Here is a 15769-nt window from a genome sequence, read left to right on the forward strand (position 1 = left end):
TCGAACTCTCCGTCTATGACGGCATCCCGCATTTGCTGACGCCCGTCGTGACCGATCCGAAAAAGGCCGTGGTCGCGCTGAAATGGGCGGTTCGCGAGATGGAAGAGCGCTACAAGCGCATGGCCAAGCTCGGCGTCCGCAACATCGACGGCTATAATGCCCGTCTGGTCGAGGCCAAAGGCAAGGGCGAGGAGCTCACGCGCACCGTTCATACCGGCTTCGACAAGGAGACCGGCAAGGCGATCTACGAGGAAGAGAAACTCGACCTCGAGCCCTTGCCCTATATCGTCATCATTGTCGACGAAATGGCCGACCTGATGATGGTTGCCGGCAAGGACATCGAAGGCCTCGTGCAGCGTCTCGCGCAGATGGCACGCGCCGCCGGTCTACACGTCGTTCTCGCGACGCAGCGTCCGTCGGTGGACGTCATCACCGGCACGATCAAGGCGAACTTTCCGACGCGCATTTCCTTCCAGGTCACGTCGAAGATCGACAGCCGCACCATCCTGGGCGAGATGGGCGCCGAGCAACTGCTCGGCCGCGGCGACATGCTCTATATGGCTGGCGGCGGTCGCATCTCGCGCGTGCACGGCCCCTTCGTCTCGGACGAGGAAGTCGAGAAGGTGGTGCGCCACCTGAAGACGCAGGGCGAGCCGGAATATCTCGAGGCGGTCACCGCCGAAGAACCGGAAGAAGGCGAGGACGGCGCCGTATTCGATGCCACGGGTATGGGCGCCGATGGCGGTGGTGGCGATCTATTCCAGCAAGCCGTTGCTATCGTGAAGCGCGACCGGAAGGCATCGACCAGCTACATCCAGCGCCGGCTGCAGATCGGTTACAATCGCGCAGCGTCGTTGATAGAGCGGATGGAAAATGAGGGCATTGTCGGTCAGCCCAACCACGCCGGCAAACGCGAGATTCTCATCGAAGAAGAAGAAAGCGGTTTTTGAGAGTTTGACCCTGTCGATGGATAATCCCGCTTTCGAGTCGCGAAATCGCCACAGCTCCGGGTTAGCGCCTGCGCTGGTGGCGCCAGCCGCGACGGCGGCGCAAGAGACCACCGGCCGGACCGCAAAACCGGTACCCATTCTGACGCAAAGCGCGGTAAAATGCGCCGAACCCGCCGAGCAGGACGACGCCTTGATGAGACGCCCGACCCATCACGCCGCAGACCGGCCTTTCCTGCTCGTCGGCGCAGCCGGCCTTGCTGCGACGTTTGTCGCTGCCATTCTGGCCCCTTCGGCCTTTGCCCAGACAATCCCCTTGCCGCGACCTGCACCGCAGGCACGCGGCAATGCCAGCCTCCAGATGGCAGCCTCCGAGCCGCAAGCCGTTCGACCGCCGGTCGCCATCGCTCCCAGGACATCGGCAACGACATCCACGCCGCCCAATCCGGTCATTCCGGATCCGCGCCGCAATGTTCCCGCCAGCATTTTCATGACCTTCGATGCGAATCAGAAGGCGCAGGCGAGTAAGGTCAGCAGCTATCTGTCATCGCTCAGCAATCTGAGCGGTAACTTCGTTCAGGTGGGTCCAGACGGCAGCCGCACCACCGGTGATTTCTTCATCCAGAAGCCCGGCAAGGTCCGTTTCGAATATGATGCGCCGACGACCATCGCCATGGTGTCCGACGGCCAGTCGCTCGCCGTCCGCGATTCCAAGCTGGCGACCCAGGACATCTATCCGCTGTCGCAGACCCCGTTGCGCTATCTGCTGTCCGATCGCATCGACTTGATGAAAGACACCAATGTGGTCGCCGTCACCGCTGACGACCTCTATACGTCGGTGACCATTGAGGAGAAGAATGCGCTGGTTGGTACCTCGCGTCTGATGCTGATGGTCGGCACCAAGGACGGCCAGCTCAAGCAGTGGACCGTCACCGACCCGCAGGGCTATGACACCACGGTCGCGATCTACAATCTCGATACCGCGAAGAAGCCTGACCCGGGGCTGTTCAGGATCGACTTCACCAAGTATCCTACCAGCGGCGCGAATTAGACGCTCTTCCTTCCCTTCTCCCCTTGTGGGAGAAGGTGGCGCGGCCAAAGGCCGTGCCGGATGAGGGGTAACGGCCGAGCTCCGTTGCACCCCTCACCCGTCTCGACCGCTCGGCGGTCGATCCACCCTCTCCCACAAGGGGAGAGGGGAAGAGCGTCGTCCGGATTCCCATGCATTTCAAACTCACCACCTGGAACATCAATTCGGTGCGACTGCGCATCGACCTCGTCGCAAAGTTTCTGGAACAGATGCAGCCGGATGTGCTGTGCCTGCAGGAAACCAAGTGCCCGGACGATGCCTTTCCGCTGAAGCGCTTCAAACAGCTCGGCTACGATCATGTCGTGCTGAACGGGCAGAAGGGTTATCACGGCGTCGCCATCGTCTCGAAGCTTCCGTTCGAGAGCAGCGACATCCGCGTGTTCTGCAACAATCTCGACTCGCGTCACATCTCGGTATCGTTCGGCGAGAAGGCCGGCATGGCCGTGCCACTGATCGTGCATGATTTCTATGTACCTGCCGGCGGCGACGTTCCGGATCCGGACGTGAATGCGAAGTTTGCACACAAGCTCTCGTTCCTCGACGAGATGAAAACCTGTGAACCGCTGCATCCGCGCGGCGATGCGCGTCACATCCTGGTCGGCGATCTCAACGTGGCACCGCACGAGAACGATGTGTGGTCGCACAAGCAGATGCTGAAGATCGTGTCGCACACGCCGATCGAATGCGAAAAGCTGCTCGCCGTGCAAAGCGAAGGCAACTGGATCGACGTTGCGCGCGAACGCATTCCACTGTCGGAAAAGATCTACACCTGGTGGAGCTACCGCGCCGCCGACTGGGCTGCGTCCAATCGCGGCCGCCGCCTCGATCATATCTGGGTGTCGTCCGCACTGAAGGATTCGATCCGTGATTTCACTGTCACGTCAGATGCACGCGGCTGGGAGCGGCCATCGGACCACGTGCCGGTCACGACCGTTCTTGAGCTTTGATATCAGTTACTGGCTGAGCTTGGCGCCGATCAGCGTCACGTCACTGGCGAGCTGACTGACGCGGGTGGCCATGTCGTCCCGCAGACGGCGCGCGGCCGCGGGATCGCTGTCGAGCACGCGCTGAAACAGGCTGCGTGTGATGCGGATCGTGCTGGAATATTCCGTCGCAACCGCCGTCGAGGGTCGTTGCATCGCCACCAGCAGTGCAAGTTCACCTATCAATGTGCCGGGGCCCGCGATCACTTCATGATCGCTGCCGTCGTCGAGGCTGATGCGGAATGCGCCATTCTGGACGACATAGCCGCAATCGGCATCGTCGCCCTGCCGGAACAACACCGAGCCGCGCGAGAATTCCTGCTGCTCGGAGCCGATCGCGATCACACGCAAAGCGGCGATACCCAACAGGCGCAATGTCGGGACGCGCTCAAGCAGGGCTACATCATCATCGATCGACATGCAGAACCGTGTGATCGGGACGCGCGAAGGGGGCCACCGAACAGCTAATGGCGAATCGGCTCCCGAATCGTATCACGGCACCAACTTGTAGCCACCGGCTTCCGTCACCAGGATTTCAGGATTGGCGGCGTCCTTCTCGATCTTCTGGCGCAGCCGATAGATGTGCGTTTCCAGCGTGTGCGTGGTGACGCCGGAATTGTAGCCCCAGACTTCCTGAAGCAGCGTTTCGCGCGACACCGGCAACTGGCCGGCGCGATACAGGAAGCGCAGGATCGCGGTTTCCTTCTCGGTCAGGCGAACCTTCTTGGCATTGGCGCCGGTGAGCATCTTGGAGCCGGGGCGGAAGCTGTAGGGACCGACGGTGAAAACGGCGTCTTCGCTGGCTTCGTGTTGGCGGAGCTGGGCGCGAATACGCGCCAGCAGCACGGCGAAACGGAACGGCTTGGCGACGTAATCATTGGCGCCGGATTCAAGACCGAGAATGGTGTCGGAATCGGTGTCATGACCGGTCAGCATGATGATCGGTGCCTTGAAGCCCCCCTTGCGCAGGCTGCGCACGACTTCGCGACCGTCCGTATCGGGCAGGCCGACATCCATCAGCACCAGATCGGGGGAATTGGCCTTGGCGGCAGTGGCGCCCTTGGCACCGGTGTCGACGGCGGAGGCCTCGAACTCTTCATGCAGCGACAGCTGTTCGACCAGCGCCTCGCGCAAATCAGTGTCGTCGTCCACGATCAAGATCTTGCGGGCATTGGGCATTGCGACAATCCTTTGAACGGCTGCGGCGGAGCGGTGTTCGCCGCGCTGAAACAGTGGGCCAGAAATCGTGACAGGCTTCGCCGTTACCGCATATTCTAGCGCAAAATCAGCGACATTCCCGGCGAATGTACTGCTGCAGCGCGAAATAGAACATTTGCGGTAAATAGCAAGGCGGAGTTCGCGATCCGGATGGGAAGTCTCGTTATTTCAGATACTTATCGAACAAGCTTGCGTGATCGGCCGCTAACTATGATTCACATTCGTGCGTCAGCCGGAGACAGGCTCCGTGGATGGCTGACGACCGATCACGCAACTATACCCGTCGCGCTCGGCCGCGGCGGAATCAAGGCGAACAAACGCGAAGGCGATGGCGGAACGCCACGTGGGACATTTCACCCCATCCGGCTGTGGTGGCGCGCCGACCGCAATCCGCGGCCACGGACGCCCCTGCCGATCCGTTCCATCACGCCCATGGATGGCTGGTGCGAGGATCCATCCGATCGGCACTACAATCGACCGGTCCGGCTCGACCATGGCAATGACGGCGACCGACTGTCCCGCGAGGACCATCTCTACGATTTCATCATCGAGATCGACCAGAACACCAAGCCACGGATCGCCGGGCGGGGAAGCGCAGTATTCCTGCATCTGGCCCGCCCGAAATTCGCGCCGACCGCGGGCTGTGTGGCGATGACCAAGCCCGCCATGCTGCGGCTGCTAGCCCGGATCGGACCCAAGACGAAGATCGTCATCGGGTAAATCTGGCGCAGACCTAATCTTCAGATTTTTCAGACGAGGCATGAAGATCCGGCCGGAGATGAGAATGACCTGGCCAGACCGATCGGTTACTCCGGCCTCTTATACGTTGAACCGTATGCTGATGATTTGGGCCATGGCGACGACCGGCATGCTCAACATGGCCAGCACGGCCAGAAGCCAGGTAACGGAGCGAAAGCGTCGCATGCCTGTCCCTCTCGCCGACGGGCTCCCGCGTCCGGGCCCAGTCGAGACGGAATGGTGCGACATTGTGGCGCATCTTCAGGCGCCGATCCGGAGCTTTTCAGTTCAGCAGAGCGCCAACGGCCTTTTACCGGAAGCGGGAGAAGAACTACCGCTTCCCGAAAATCGCCGAGCCGACGCGGACATGAGTCGCCCCAAACTGAATGGCAATAGCGAAGTCAGCGCTCATTCCCATGGATAGTTGCGTGAGCCCGTTACGCGCAGCGATCTTCGCCGTCAGCGCAAAATGCGGCGCGGGCGCATCGTCAACCGGCGGAATGCACATCAGTCCGGAAATCGTCAGCCCATAGGTATCGCGACAGTGGGCCAGAAAATCATCGGCCTCGCCCGGTGCGATGCCGGCCTTTTGCGGCTCCTCACCAGTGTTGAGCTGTACAAACAGTTGCGGCGTCCGCTGCTGCGCCTTCATCTCCTTGCTTAACGCTTCGCAAATGCTCGGTCGATCGACCGAGTGAATCGCATCAAACAATGCAACCGCTTCCTTGGCCTTGTTGGACTGCAAAGGCCCGATCAGATGCAACGCAATCGCGGGTTGAGTGGCGATTAGCGCCGGCCATTTGGATTTTGCCTCTTGGACGCGATTTTCGCCGAATACGCGCTGACCGGACTGGATCACGGGGATAATTGCGTCAGCCTCGAAGGTCTTCGACACTGCGATCAATGTCACAGAACTGCGATCCCGCCGTGCTTCGTTACACGCGCGGAAGATATCGTACTCGACCGACGCAAGTCCGTCGGTTGGTAAAGAAGGCGTTACGCCTGTCGGCTCTTGCACGGATTTATTTTCAACCACGGCGCGAACTTTCTTGAGATCCATTGCAGTTTAACGAATCCGGGAAAGGCTTTTTGAAGGCTTTGCAGTACCTATCTCCGCGGGGCTTAGGGATCGAAGATGTCACGCATCGGTATTAACCGCAATAAAGCGAGGCTCAGGGGAGCTCTCGGTATACGCGCTCGACTGGTCTTGTTGGCCCTCATTCTGGTCGGGCCATTGATGGCGGAGCGTATCCGTTCGCTCGATGCGACGCGTACCCACCAGATCGCGATGGCCGCGCGTGATTTCGCCGGCATCGCCCAGCACAGCGCCGATGCGCAGCGCGAGGTCTTCGCCTCCATCGAGGCCGTACTGAAATCATCCGCCTATATCTATACGTCAGCCGCTCAGGTGAATCGCAGCTGCGCGATCATGCGGGCAAGCCTGCGTGGGGACATGCCGTGGCTGCGCAGCCTGACGGTGGCCGGTGCGGATGGCATCGCCAGGTGCTCGACCTGGCCGGAAGTCATCGAGCAGAGATTCGATTTCAGCGATCGTCCCTATTTCAAGAAGGCCATCGAGACCGGCGAATTCGTCGTCAGCGACTATCTCTTCAGTCGTCTCACGAATCAGCCGACTGTCATGGCTGCCTATCTCGCGCCCGGACTGACCAAGGACGACGATGCCGTGATTCTGGCAGCTGTGAATCTCGACTGGATGTCGAAGATCATCGGCAACCTCGGCGACCGCCCTGGCGTCAGTGCACTGCTGGTCGATCATGCCGGTACCGTGCTCGCAGCACCGCCCGCCGATGCCAGCGCCATCGGCCGGCCGATGGAAGACCTCGCGTTACTGCCCATGATCGAGGCGCATTTGCGCAATACGGACAAGCAGACCGGCTCGCTGTCATTCAGCGCCAGCGACGGTTCGCAGCGAGCCGTATCATTCGCGATGATCCCGGGCACTGGCGCACAACTGATCGTCAGCATCGACGAGGCCCGGGTCTCGGCAGTTGCCGATCATGAGATTCGCACCGCATATCTGCAGCTCGCTTTCGTCTGCCTGTTCGTTCTGCTAGGCGCACTTGTGGTTGCGGAGCGATTGATCATCAAGCCGATCCAGATGATGGAGACCATGGCGAAGCGCTTCGGTCGCGGCGACTGGTCGGCGCGGGTTGCACGTAACACGCTGCCGGCGGAATTCGTGCCGCTGGCGCGCGCGTTTTACGGCATGGCATCGCAGTTGCGCGGTCGGGAACGCGAATTGCGCGCCAGCAACGAGCAGCTCACGGTGCTTGCCTCCATCGACATGCTTTCCGGCCTGGCGAATCGGCGGGGCTTCCAGAGCCGTCTCGATTTCGAATGGCTGAAGGCCCAGCAGTCCGGCGACCATCTGACGCTGCTGATGATCGACGTCGATCACTTCAAACTTTTCAACGACACCTATGGCCACCCCGAAGGCGACGCCTGCCTGGCACGCGTCGGCGAAGCGCTCTCCAATCTGGCCGATCGCACCTCGGGCTTCGCCGGACGCTATGGCGGCGAGGAATTCTGCCTGCTGCTCCCGGGCACCGAGGTCGCCCGTGGCGTTCAGATCGGCGAAATGGTGCGTGCCGCAATCTGGAACCTGTCGGTCCCCCACGCCACCAGCACGCATCAGCGCGTCACGGTCAGCGTCGGCGTGGCCTCGGCGACGCCGGCTACGCTGGAGACGGCGAACGATTTGATCGAGGCAGCCGATGCCTCGCTCTACGCCGCCAAACGACGTGGCCGCAACACCGTGGTGGAGCACGGCTTCGTCCGGGCATATGGCACGGCTGTGTCGCTGGCGGGGTGAGACGACGGGGCCTACTGGCCCCGTTTCTTGTCTTAAACCATTGACCTAACGCGGCCTTTTATGGCCTAGTCGCCCGCCTCAAGCGCGAATTCAGCCCGAGCAAGCACCGGTTTGCGACCTCGTTCGCGTGTCCTTGATCTGAGAAGCGCTCGAACCGGCCGGCGGATTTCAAAAAGCACCATGAGCAACGAACGTTACAACGCCCGCGAGACCGAACCGCGCTGGCAGCGCGTCTGGGACGACAAGGCGATCTTCGCCACCAAGAACGACGATCCACGCGAGAAGTATTACGTGCTCGAGATGTTCCCGTATCCGTCGGGGCGCATCCATATGGGCCATGTCCGCAACTATACAATGGGCGACGTCGTTGCGCGCTTCCAGCGCGCGCAAGGCAAGAACGTGCTGCATCCGATGGGCTGGGATGCCTTCGGCCTGCCCGCCGAAAACGCCGCCATCGAGCGCAAGGTTGCCCCGAAAGCCTGGACCTATGAGAACATCGCATCGATGAAGAAGCAGCTGCAGACCATGGGTCTGTCGCTGGACTGGTCGCGCGAATTCGCAACTTGCGACCCCACCTACTACAAGCATCAGCAAAAGATGTTTCTCGATTTCATGCGGGCAGGTTTGGCCGAACGCAAGAAGTCCAAGGTGAATTGGGATCCGGTCGATCATACCGTGCTGGCCAACGAGCAGGTGATCGATGGTCGCGGTTGGCGCTCCGGCGCACTGGTGGAACAGCGCGAACTGACCCAGTGGTTCTTCAAGATCAGCAAATATTCCGACGAACTGCTGACTGCACTGGATACGCTGGATCGCTGGCCCGACAAGGTGCGCCTGATGCAGCGCAACTGGATCGGCAAGTCGGAAGGTCTGTACTTTGAATTCGGATTGATCGGCGCACCCGCCGGCTTCGACAAACTGCCGGTGTTCACGACACGACCGGACACCATGTATGGCCCGACTTTCGCTGCGGTCTCGCCGGATCATCCGCTGGCGAAAGCGCTGGCCGAGAAGGATCCGAAGGTCGCTGCCTTCATCGAGGAATGCCATCGCATGGGCACCTCGCAGGCCGAAATCGACACCGCCGAGAAGCTCGGCTTCGACACGGGCATCAAGGTCACGCATCCCGCCGACGCATCATGGACGCTTCCACTTTACATCGCGAACTTCGTGCTGATGGATTACGGCACGGGCGCCATCATTGGCTGCCCGGCGCATGACCAGCGCGATCTGGATTTTGCGCGCAAATACGATCTACCGGTGCTCGACGTGTTCGTGCCCGTCGGCAGCGACGAGCGCGTTGGTAACATCGCTTTCACACCGGCGAAAAATGAGACCGTGCAGTATGTCCGTTGGGTGGGTGAACCCGGCGTAATGACCTGCGAAGAAGCGATGAAGAGGTCGCTCGATATTTTCGAGAAGGACGGCTGGGGCAAGCGCGAGATCAATTTCCGCCTGCGCGACTGGGGTATCTCACGGCAGCGCTATTGGGGCTGCCCGATCCCGATCATCCACTGCCCGAGCTGCGATATCGTGCCGGTGCCAGACACGGATCTGCCCGTCGTGCTGCCGGAGGATGTTTCCTTCGACAAGCCGGGCAACGCGCTGGACCATCATCCGACCTGGAAACATGTGAAGTGCCCCAATTGCGGCGCGGATGCGCGGCGCGAAACCGATACGATGGACACGTTCGTGGACTCGTCCTGGTATTTCACGCGCTTCACCGATCCGTGGAACACCACGGCGCCGACGACCACCGCTGTCGCCAATCGCATGATGCCGGTCGATCAGTATATCGGCGGCGTCGAGCACGCGATCCTGCATCTGCTCTACAGTCGTTTCTTTACCCGCGCGATGAAGGCGACCGGCCACGTCAATTTCGACGAACCGTTTGCCGGCATGTTCACCCAGGGCATGGTCGTTCACGAGACCTACAAGAAGCAGGACGGCACCTTCGCCTCGCCCGCCGAAATCAACATCACCGGCGATGGGGACAGTCGTCGGGCGACCATGCTGGCCGACGGCTCGCCGGTGGAGATCGGCTCCATCGAGAAGATGTCGAAGTCGAAGCGCAACACGGTTGATCCCGACGACATCATGGGGACCTACGGCGCCGATACCGCCCGCTGGTTCATGCTGTCGGATTCGCCGCCGGACCGCGACGTGATCTGGAGCGAGGAAGGCGTCAAGGGCGCATCGCGCTTCGTGCAGCGCCTGTGGCGGCAGGTCAACGAGTCAGCCGCCCACGGCAAATCGGCGCCGACAGCCCGGCCGGCCGAATTCGGCCCCGATGCGCTGGCGATCCGCAAGGCCGCCCATGGCGCGCTCAGCAAGGTCTCGACCGAGATCGAAAAGCTGCATTTCAATGTCTGCCTCGCGCATATCCGCGAGTTTTCCAATGTGCTGGGTGAAGCCCTGGCACGGCCGGGAACCCCGGCCCCGGATGTCTGCTGGGCGCTCCACGAGGCCTCGGTCATTCTTGTTCAACTGTTTGCGCCGATGATGCCGCATCTGGCCGAGGAATGCTGGGGCGTACTCGGGCAGAAGGGCATGATTTCGGAAGCCCGTTGGCCGCAAATCGAGCCCAATCTGCTGGTTGAAGACACCATGACCCTGCCGGTGCAGGTCAATGGCAAGAAGCGCGGAGAAGTCACAGTGGCCCGGGAAGCGACGAACCCGGAAATTGAGGCTGCCGCTCTGGCGCTCGATGCTGTAAAACAGGCTCTCGACGGCAAGCCCGTCAAGAAGGTCATTGTCGTCGCCCAGAGGATCGTGAATGTTGTCGGCTAAATCCCGCATTGCCGCCCGGCTCATGGTCGTCGCCACCCTGGCGGCGCTGACGGCCGGCTGCTTCCAGCCGATGTATGCCGAGCGTAGCGATGGCAAACCCGGCCTGCGCGAGAAACTACAGGGCGTTGAAGTTCCGCCGCTGGAATATCCCAATGCATCGCCGCAGGCCCGCGTCGGCGTGGCGATCCGCAACGCGCTGATGTTCAAGATGTATGGCAGCGCCACCGGTCTGCCCCCGACCTATCAGCTGAAGATCCGCTTCAACCCGAGCCGGACCTCGCTGATTGTCGACCCGAATACTGCGCTGCCGACCAGCGAAAATTACGGCATCGACGCGACCTATGGTCTGATCGAGATTGCCACCGGTAAGCAGGTTTTGACCGGAAGCACCTTCTCCCGCGTTACCTATGACATCCCCGGCCAGATGCAGCGCTTCGCCCGGGCACGCGCCTATCGCGACGCCGAAGACCGCGCTGCGGGTGAGATCGCCGACAACATCAATACCCGTCTGGCGTCGTTCTTCTACGCCGGCACCTAAGTACGCCGCGTGGTTGCGCTTCGCGGAAAAGAAATCGACGCGTTTCTGGCCAGGCCCGACGCCAGCCGGCCGATTATCCTGCTCTACGGAGCTGACGCCGGACTCGTCCGCGAACGTGCCGACGCGCTGATGAAATCAGCCGTCGACGATCCCAACGATCCGTTTTCGCTGGTCCGCATGGACGGCGACGATCTTGCCGCCGAGCCGTCGCGCCTTGTTGAAGAGGCCATGACGGTGCCGCTGTTCGGTGGGCGACGGGCGATCCGCGTCCGCGCAGGCTCCAAGAATTTTTCGGCCGGCGTCGATACGCTCGCCGACACCGACATCAAGGATTGCCGCATCGTCATCGAGGCCGGCGAGCTCAGGCCGGAATCGCCTTTGCGGAAAGTCTGCGAGAAGGCCAAAACCGCGGTGGCCATCGCCTGTTATCCAGACACCGAGCGCGATCTTGCAAGGCTCATCGACGAAGAGCTGCGCATTTCGAATCTCCGCATGGCACCCGAGGCGCGCGCCACTCTCATGGCGCTGCTCGGCGGCGATCGCCAGGCTTCGCGTAACGAACTGCGCAAGCTGACGCTCTACGCCCATGGCACCGGCGAAGTCACACTCGACGATGTCATGGCTGTCGTCGCAGACGCGTCCGAATTGAAGATCGATCCGATCGTCGATGGCGCCTTTGCAGGAAATCCCGCAGCGGTGGAAGTCGAGTTCAACAAGGCGATGATCGCGGGCACCTATCCCGGCATGATCATGATGGCCGCGCAGCGCCAGGCCGCATTGCTGCACAAAGCCAGCCTGCTGGTCGAGGCCGGCAGTTCAGCGTCATCCGCCGTCGAGAGCGGGTTTCCGCGGCTGCATTTCTCGCGCAAGGGAACGGTCGAAGCAGCCTTGCGAAATTTCTCGGCGCAGCGGCTGGTGAACATCATCGACCAGCTCGCCGTCGCCGCCCTCGATGTCCGCAAGCAAAACGCCCTTGGCGCGGTGATCGCACAGAGGGCGTTGATGTCGATTGCCGTGAATGCAAGGCGGCGCGGTTAGCCTTCCGAATCCAGCCGCTTCAGAATCTCGTCGAGCTGATCGAGATCACGATACTTGATGATCACGGTGCCGCCGGGGTCGCGGTGATCTACAGCGACCTTCAGCCCGAGCACGTCGCTGACGCGCTTTTCCAGTGCGATCGTATCCGCATCCTTCGCTGCCTTGGGAGACGACGTGCGTGGCTTCTGCGGCGCACGCTCCGGAACACCCTCTTCATGCGCGAGTGCTTCGGTCTGACGAACGTTCAGTCCCTCGGCAATGATCCGCTTCGCGGCGCTCGATGCGTCTGGCAGATTGATCAGTGCGCGGGCGTGACCGTTGGACAACTGCCCCGATGCGATCAGGCCCTGCACGTCCTCAGGCAGCTTGGTTAGACGCATCATGTTGGCGACATGGCTGCGGCTCTTGCCCACGATTTTCGCGATGTCTTCCTGGCTGTGTTTGTAGGTCTCAGCAAGCGCGTGATAGCCCTGCGCCTCTTCCATCGCGTTGAGGTCTTCGCGCTGCACGTTCTCGATGATCGCGATTTCCATCGCGGCCGAATCCGTCACGTCAAGCGGTACGATCGGCACTTCGTGCAGACCGGCGATCTGCGACGCACGCCAGCGTCGCTCGCCGGCGATGATCTCGAAGCGATCATTGCTGCCCTTCACCGGGCGCACCACGATCGGCTGGATCACGCCATGCTGCTTGATCGAGGCCGCAAGTTCGCTGAGCTCCGCATCCGCAAAGGTGCGGCGCGGATTACGCGGGTTGGCCTTGAGAAATTCGATCGGCACCTTGCGCTGGTTGCGCGAAGGACGCTCGACATGCGCGGCCTCGCCGCCGACATCGCCGATCAGACTTGCAAGACCGCGGCCTAACCGCGAACGCGCTTCATCGGCCATCGCCAATCCCCTTGAACTCATCGCACCACTCCGCACTCAAACTTGAAATTCAGACCGCAGGAGCAATGGCGCAAAGTTCACCGCATCCTGAAAAATTATCGACGCAACGTCTCAGTGAGCGGTGCGCAGATCGCGCTCGCGCTGGATGACTTCGGTCGCGAGCCGCAGATAGGCTTCGGAGCCCGAGCATTTCAGATCATAGACCAGCACCGGCTTGCCATAGGACGGCGCTTCCGAGATGCGGACGTTGCGCGGGATCATGGTCTCGTAGACCTTGCTGCCCATGAATTCGCGCACGTCGGCGACGACCTGATTCGACAGGTTGTTGCGCGCGTCGAACATGGTCATCACGATGCCATGAATCGAAAGGTTCGGGTTCAGCGTCGAGCGCACCTGCTCCACCGTCTGCAGCAATTGCGACAGACCTTCGAGTGCGAAGAACTCACACTGCAGCGGAACGAGAATCGCATCCGACGCAGCCATCGCATTGACCGTCAGAAGATTGAGCGAAGGCGGGCAGTCGATCAGCACATAGGTATAGTCGGAGCCCGGCGAGACATTGTTGTTCAATTCGCCGATCGCATCGCGCAGCCGGAAGGCGCGGTCGCGGGCCGAACCGAGTTCGAGCTCGAGGCCCGAAAGATCCATGGTCGATGCCGCGATATGCAGACGCGGCACCGCGGTTACGACGACTGCATCGCGCAGCGGGGCTTCGCCGATCAGCACGTCATAGGTCGAGCAGTTGCGATTACGACGATCGATGCCGAGACCGGTGGACGCATTGCCCTGCGGATCGAGATCGACGATCAACACGCGCTCACCGATAGCGGCGAGTGCCGTACCGAGATTGATCGCGGTGGTGGTCTTGCCGACGCCGCCCTTCTGGTTCGCCAGCGCCAGGATGCGCGGATGTCCAGGCACCGTATTTGACGTATGCTCTTGATATTCCTGATCAATTACGGTCATTTGCGTGGCCATTTTGGTTTGCGGACGGGGGCAGTCGCTCGATCCGGTCGAGTTCGACGATCCAGCCTTGTCCACCGGTCAGGCTGGCATGCAGTCGCGGGCTTAGTTTCCAATATCTAGTAGCTTCGGTCAATTCCGATTCTACATCTTGACCCTTGAGGAATAAGGCCTTTGTGCCCGGCTTCATGAAGGGTTCGGCGAAACCGATGACGATATGTAACGAGGCAACCGCACGAGCGGTGATGCAATCGACATGCTCGGGAAATCTATCCACATTATCCCCGATGTCAGCGAGATGAACTGTACCCGGGGCTTGCGTCACACGTAGCGCTTCGCGCAGGAACGCCGCCTTCTTGGCGTTGCGCTCGACGAGATGAACATGTCCGCCGGCAACATCGCCCATCGCACAGGCCAGTACCACACCGGGAAAGCCGCCGCCGCTGCCGAAGTCCAGCCAAGTCGTTGCACCCGGCGCAAGATTCAGGAGCTGCAGCGAATCCGAGATATGACGCGTCCAGAGATTTGGAAGTGTAGCGGGCGAAATCAGATTGGTCTTGGCCTGCCATTGCAGCAGCAGATCGACATAGCGATCAAGCCTGCCTTCCGTTTCACGTGAAACAGGTGTCAGCCGCAGCGCCGCAGCCTTGTCGGCATCGAGCCGGGGTGCAGGAGCAGCTTGCTGGGATCGTTGAGCCATTGGATTGTCTGTCAGGGGATTGGGACCCATCCATACTCTGAGTCCATTTTTCCCGCTATCGATTTGCCCCGCCACAAAGACGAATCCGGACAAAAAGACCCGATGGCAGAGCGACCGACATATCAGGAGGCCCTGCGACGCGCCGATCTACTCGAGATTCTGGCGCCGTTCGACCCACATACTGTTGGCACTCTCCCTCTTGGAGTTGCTCGATCCGGCAGCGATACCGATATCGTCTGCTGCGCGGTCGATCGCTGTGGCATCGCGGCTTTGCTTTGGGAGCATTTCGGCGACGCCGATGGCTTCGCGATCTATCAATGGTCGGCCAAAGGCCGACCTCTCATCGCAAGATTCGAGGCCCACGGATGGCCATTCGAGATCTTTGGGAGCACTGATCCCGTCCATGAGCAGCCCGGTTGACAACACTTCGAGATTGAACGGCGGCTTCTGGATCTCGGTGGATCGGCCTTACGTTCTGCCATCCTCGCGCTTCGGGCCGCGGGTGCGAAGACAGAGCCAGCTTTCACGACCCTTCTGAATCTTCCTGGTGATCCCTATCGTGCAATGAGCGAGTTGTTCGGCTTGCCTGATGACGCATTGGCCGAATTGCTTACAAAGAGGGGCTTCAAAAGCGGACCGAAGATCATTGAGCTGCGGGATGATGAGAGCGAAGGAGGCGAAACACGATGAGTGATGGCGCGACACTGCAACGAATGGCCCTGGCCCTCGCTGGGGTCAGCGCTGCCCCACACTTTGACCGGACCGCTTTCAAGGTAAAGCGCATCTTCGTGACGCTCGCTGCCGATGGTCTGACGGCAAACTTCCGGTTCTCCCCGGATGAACAAGCGCTCAAATGCACTGTCCTGCCCGAGGCATTTTCACCCCTCCCCAATGCCTGGGGTCAGCAGGGCTGGACTCTCGGAGTGCTTTCGAAGCTCCGTGAGGATGATCTGGCAAATGCACTTGAGGTGGCATGGCGCCACGCGCAGGTAGTGTCTCGGAAGAAAGCAGCTCGGAAATGATCCTGACGATCTGTTTCACGCG

General features: G+C 60.9%; 15 protein-coding genes and 1 pseudogene. 10 read left to right on the forward strand and 6 right to left on the reverse strand.

From position 1 onward, the window contains the following. The 3 genes from ACEK02_RS20395 to ACEK02_RS20405 form a co-directional block, all read left to right on the forward strand. Nucleotides 1-950: FtsK/SpoIIIE domain-containing protein (locus ACEK02_RS20395; RefSeq protein ID WP_371423388.1), on the forward strand; the 950-nt coding region annotated here is incomplete at its 5' end. A gap of 193 nt (nucleotides 951-1143) precedes the next feature. Next, nucleotides 1144-1998: an outer-membrane lipoprotein carrier protein LolA gene (locus ACEK02_RS20400; RefSeq protein WP_371423389.1), complete on the forward strand. Its 855-nt coding sequence runs from the start codon at nucleotides 1144-1146 to the stop codon at nucleotides 1996-1998. A 170-nt stretch (nucleotides 1999-2168) separates the two neighbouring features. Further along, complete coding sequence (locus ACEK02_RS20405; RefSeq protein ID WP_371423390.1) at nucleotides 2169-2984, forward strand: exodeoxyribonuclease III; 816 nt, start codon at nucleotides 2169-2171, stop codon at nucleotides 2982-2984. A 6-nt stretch (nucleotides 2985-2990) separates the two neighbouring features. On the opposite strand, the gene ACEK02_RS20410 is transcribed toward ACEK02_RS20405, so the two are convergent. Both ACEK02_RS20410 and ACEK02_RS20415 read right to left on the reverse strand, forming a co-directional pair. After that, the gene (locus tag ACEK02_RS20410) at nucleotides 2991-3440 is read right to left on the reverse strand and encodes a cyclic nucleotide-binding domain-containing protein (protein WP_371423391.1); all 450 of its coding nucleotides are present in this window, start codon (nucleotides 3438-3440) and stop codon (nucleotides 2991-2993) included. 72 nt (nucleotides 3441-3512) lie between these two features. Then, a complete protein-coding gene (locus ACEK02_RS20415; RefSeq protein ID WP_068730214.1) occupies nucleotides 3513-4199 on the reverse strand; it encodes a response regulator transcription factor in 687 nt (228 codons plus the stop codon). Nucleotides 4200-4388: 189 nt separating this feature from the next. Here ACEK02_RS20415 and ACEK02_RS20420 point away from each other — a divergent pair, with 189 nt between their 5' ends. After that, the gene (locus ACEK02_RS20420; RefSeq protein ID WP_371423392.1) at nucleotides 4389-4958 is read left to right on the forward strand and encodes a L,D-transpeptidase; all 570 of its coding nucleotides are present in this window, start codon (nucleotides 4389-4391) and stop codon (nucleotides 4956-4958) included. A 349-nt stretch (nucleotides 4959-5307) separates the two neighbouring features. On the opposite strand, the gene ACEK02_RS20425 is transcribed toward ACEK02_RS20420, so the two are convergent. Then, nucleotides 5308-6036 (reverse strand): YggS family pyridoxal phosphate-dependent enzyme, encoded by a 729-nt coding sequence (locus tag ACEK02_RS20425; protein ID WP_371423393.1) that lies wholly within the window; start codon nucleotides 6034-6036, stop codon nucleotides 5308-5310. A gap of 75 nt (nucleotides 6037-6111) precedes the next feature. On the opposite strand from ACEK02_RS20425, the gene ACEK02_RS20430 reads away from it, so the two are divergent. From ACEK02_RS20430 to holA, 4 genes are all read left to right on the forward strand, one after another. Continuing rightward, nucleotides 6112-7809 (forward strand): diguanylate cyclase domain-containing protein, encoded by a 1698-nt coding sequence (locus ACEK02_RS20430; protein WP_371423394.1) that lies wholly within the window; start codon nucleotides 6112-6114, stop codon nucleotides 7807-7809. 180 nt (nucleotides 7810-7989) lie between these two features. After that, the gene (gene leuS, locus ACEK02_RS20435) at nucleotides 7990-10599 is read left to right on the forward strand and encodes a leucine--tRNA ligase (RefSeq protein ID WP_371423395.1); all 2610 of its coding nucleotides are present in this window, start codon (nucleotides 7990-7992) and stop codon (nucleotides 10597-10599) included. After that, a complete protein-coding gene (lptE, locus tag ACEK02_RS20440; RefSeq protein WP_371423396.1) occupies nucleotides 10586-11137 on the forward strand; it encodes an LPS assembly lipoprotein LptE in 552 nt (183 codons plus the stop codon). The genes leuS and lptE overlap by 14 nt, the downstream gene beginning before the upstream one ends. Before the next feature lie 9 nt (nucleotides 11138-11146). Then, nucleotides 11147-12175: a DNA polymerase III subunit delta gene (gene holA / locus ACEK02_RS20445; RefSeq protein WP_371423397.1), complete on the forward strand. Its 1029-nt coding sequence runs from the start codon at nucleotides 11147-11149 to the stop codon at nucleotides 12173-12175. On the opposite strand, the gene ACEK02_RS20450 is transcribed toward holA, so the two are convergent. The 3 genes from ACEK02_RS20450 to rsmG form a co-directional block, all read right to left on the reverse strand. Continuing rightward, complete coding sequence (locus ACEK02_RS20450; protein WP_371423606.1) at nucleotides 12172-13062, reverse strand: ParB/RepB/Spo0J family partition protein; 891 nt, start codon at nucleotides 13060-13062, stop codon at nucleotides 12172-12174. The genes holA and ACEK02_RS20450 overlap by 4 nt on opposite strands. A 111-nt stretch (nucleotides 13063-13173) precedes the next feature. Continuing rightward, nucleotides 13174-14028, reverse strand: coding sequence for a ParA family protein (locus ACEK02_RS20455; protein WP_371423398.1), 855 nt, complete (start codon nucleotides 14026-14028; stop codon nucleotides 13174-13176). Beyond that, on the reverse strand, nucleotides 14015-14725 hold the full coding sequence (gene rsmG / locus ACEK02_RS20460) for a 16S rRNA (guanine(527)-N(7))-methyltransferase RsmG (RefSeq protein ID WP_371423607.1): 711 nt from the start codon (nucleotides 14723-14725) through the stop codon (nucleotides 14015-14017). Before rsmG ends, ACEK02_RS20455 begins: the two co-directional genes overlap by 14 nt. A gap of 102 nt (nucleotides 14726-14827) precedes the next feature. Between rsmG and ACEK02_RS20465 the strand changes: the two are divergent. Together ACEK02_RS20465 and ACEK02_RS20470 are read left to right on the forward strand one after the other, a co-directional pair. Then, a pseudogene (locus ACEK02_RS20465) lies at nucleotides 14828-15415 on the forward strand (DUF4269 domain-containing protein). Beyond that, nucleotides 15412-15747: an MmcQ/YjbR family DNA-binding protein gene (locus ACEK02_RS20470; RefSeq protein WP_371423399.1), complete on the forward strand. Its 336-nt coding sequence runs from the start codon at nucleotides 15412-15414 to the stop codon at nucleotides 15745-15747. The pseudogene ACEK02_RS20465 and the gene ACEK02_RS20470 overlap by 4 nt, the downstream one beginning before the upstream one ends. The last annotated feature ends 22 nt before the right edge of the window (nucleotides 15748-15769 follow it).

It is taken from the genome of Tardiphaga sp., assembly GCF_041424195.1.
In the GTDB taxonomy this organism is placed as follows: domain Bacteria; phylum Pseudomonadota; class Alphaproteobacteria; order Rhizobiales; family Xanthobacteraceae; genus Tardiphaga.

Excerpts from the sequence above, each read along its gene's own strand:
- rsmG (WP_371423607.1), bottom strand. The coding sequence starts at position 14,725 with ATGGCTCAACGATCCCAGCAAGCTGCTCCTGCACCCCGGCTCGATGCC.
- ACEK02_RS20415 (WP_068730214.1), bottom strand. The coding sequence starts at position 4,199 with ATGCCCAATGCCCGCAAGATCTTGATCGTGGACGACGACACTGATTTG.
- ACEK02_RS20430 (WP_371423394.1), top strand. The coding sequence starts at position 6,112 with ATGTCACGCATCGGTATTAACCGCAATAAAGCGAGGCTCAGGGGAGCT.
- ACEK02_RS20425 (WP_371423393.1), bottom strand. The coding sequence starts at position 6,036 with ATGGATCTCAAGAAAGTTCGCGCCGTGGTTGAAAATAAATCCGTGCAA.
- ACEK02_RS20450 (WP_371423606.1), bottom strand. The coding sequence starts at position 13,062 with ATGGCCGATGAAGCGCGTTCGCGGTTAGGCCGCGGTCTTGCAAGTCTG.
- ACEK02_RS20420 (WP_371423392.1), top strand. The coding sequence starts at position 4,389 with ATGGGAAGTCTCGTTATTTCAGATACTTATCGAACAAGCTTGCGTGAT.
- ACEK02_RS20405 (WP_371423390.1), top strand. The coding sequence starts at position 2,169 with ATGCATTTCAAACTCACCACCTGGAACATCAATTCGGTGCGACTGCGC.
- lptE (WP_371423396.1), top strand. The coding sequence starts at position 10,586 with ATGTTGTCGGCTAAATCCCGCATTGCCGCCCGGCTCATGGTCGTCGCC.
- ACEK02_RS20400 (WP_371423389.1), top strand. The coding sequence starts at position 1,144 with ATGAGACGCCCGACCCATCACGCCGCAGACCGGCCTTTCCTGCTCGTC.
- ACEK02_RS20470 (WP_371423399.1), top strand. The coding sequence starts at position 15,412 with ATGAGTGATGGCGCGACACTGCAACGAATGGCCCTGGCCCTCGCTGGG.
- ACEK02_RS20455 (WP_371423398.1), bottom strand. The coding sequence starts at position 14,028 with ATGACCGTAATTGATCAGGAATATCAAGAGCATACGTCAAATACGGTG.
- ACEK02_RS20410 (WP_371423391.1), bottom strand. The coding sequence starts at position 3,440 with ATGTCGATCGATGATGATGTAGCCCTGCTTGAGCGCGTCCCGACATTG.
- leuS (WP_371423395.1), top strand. The coding sequence starts at position 7,990 with ATGAGCAACGAACGTTACAACGCCCGCGAGACCGAACCGCGCTGGCAG.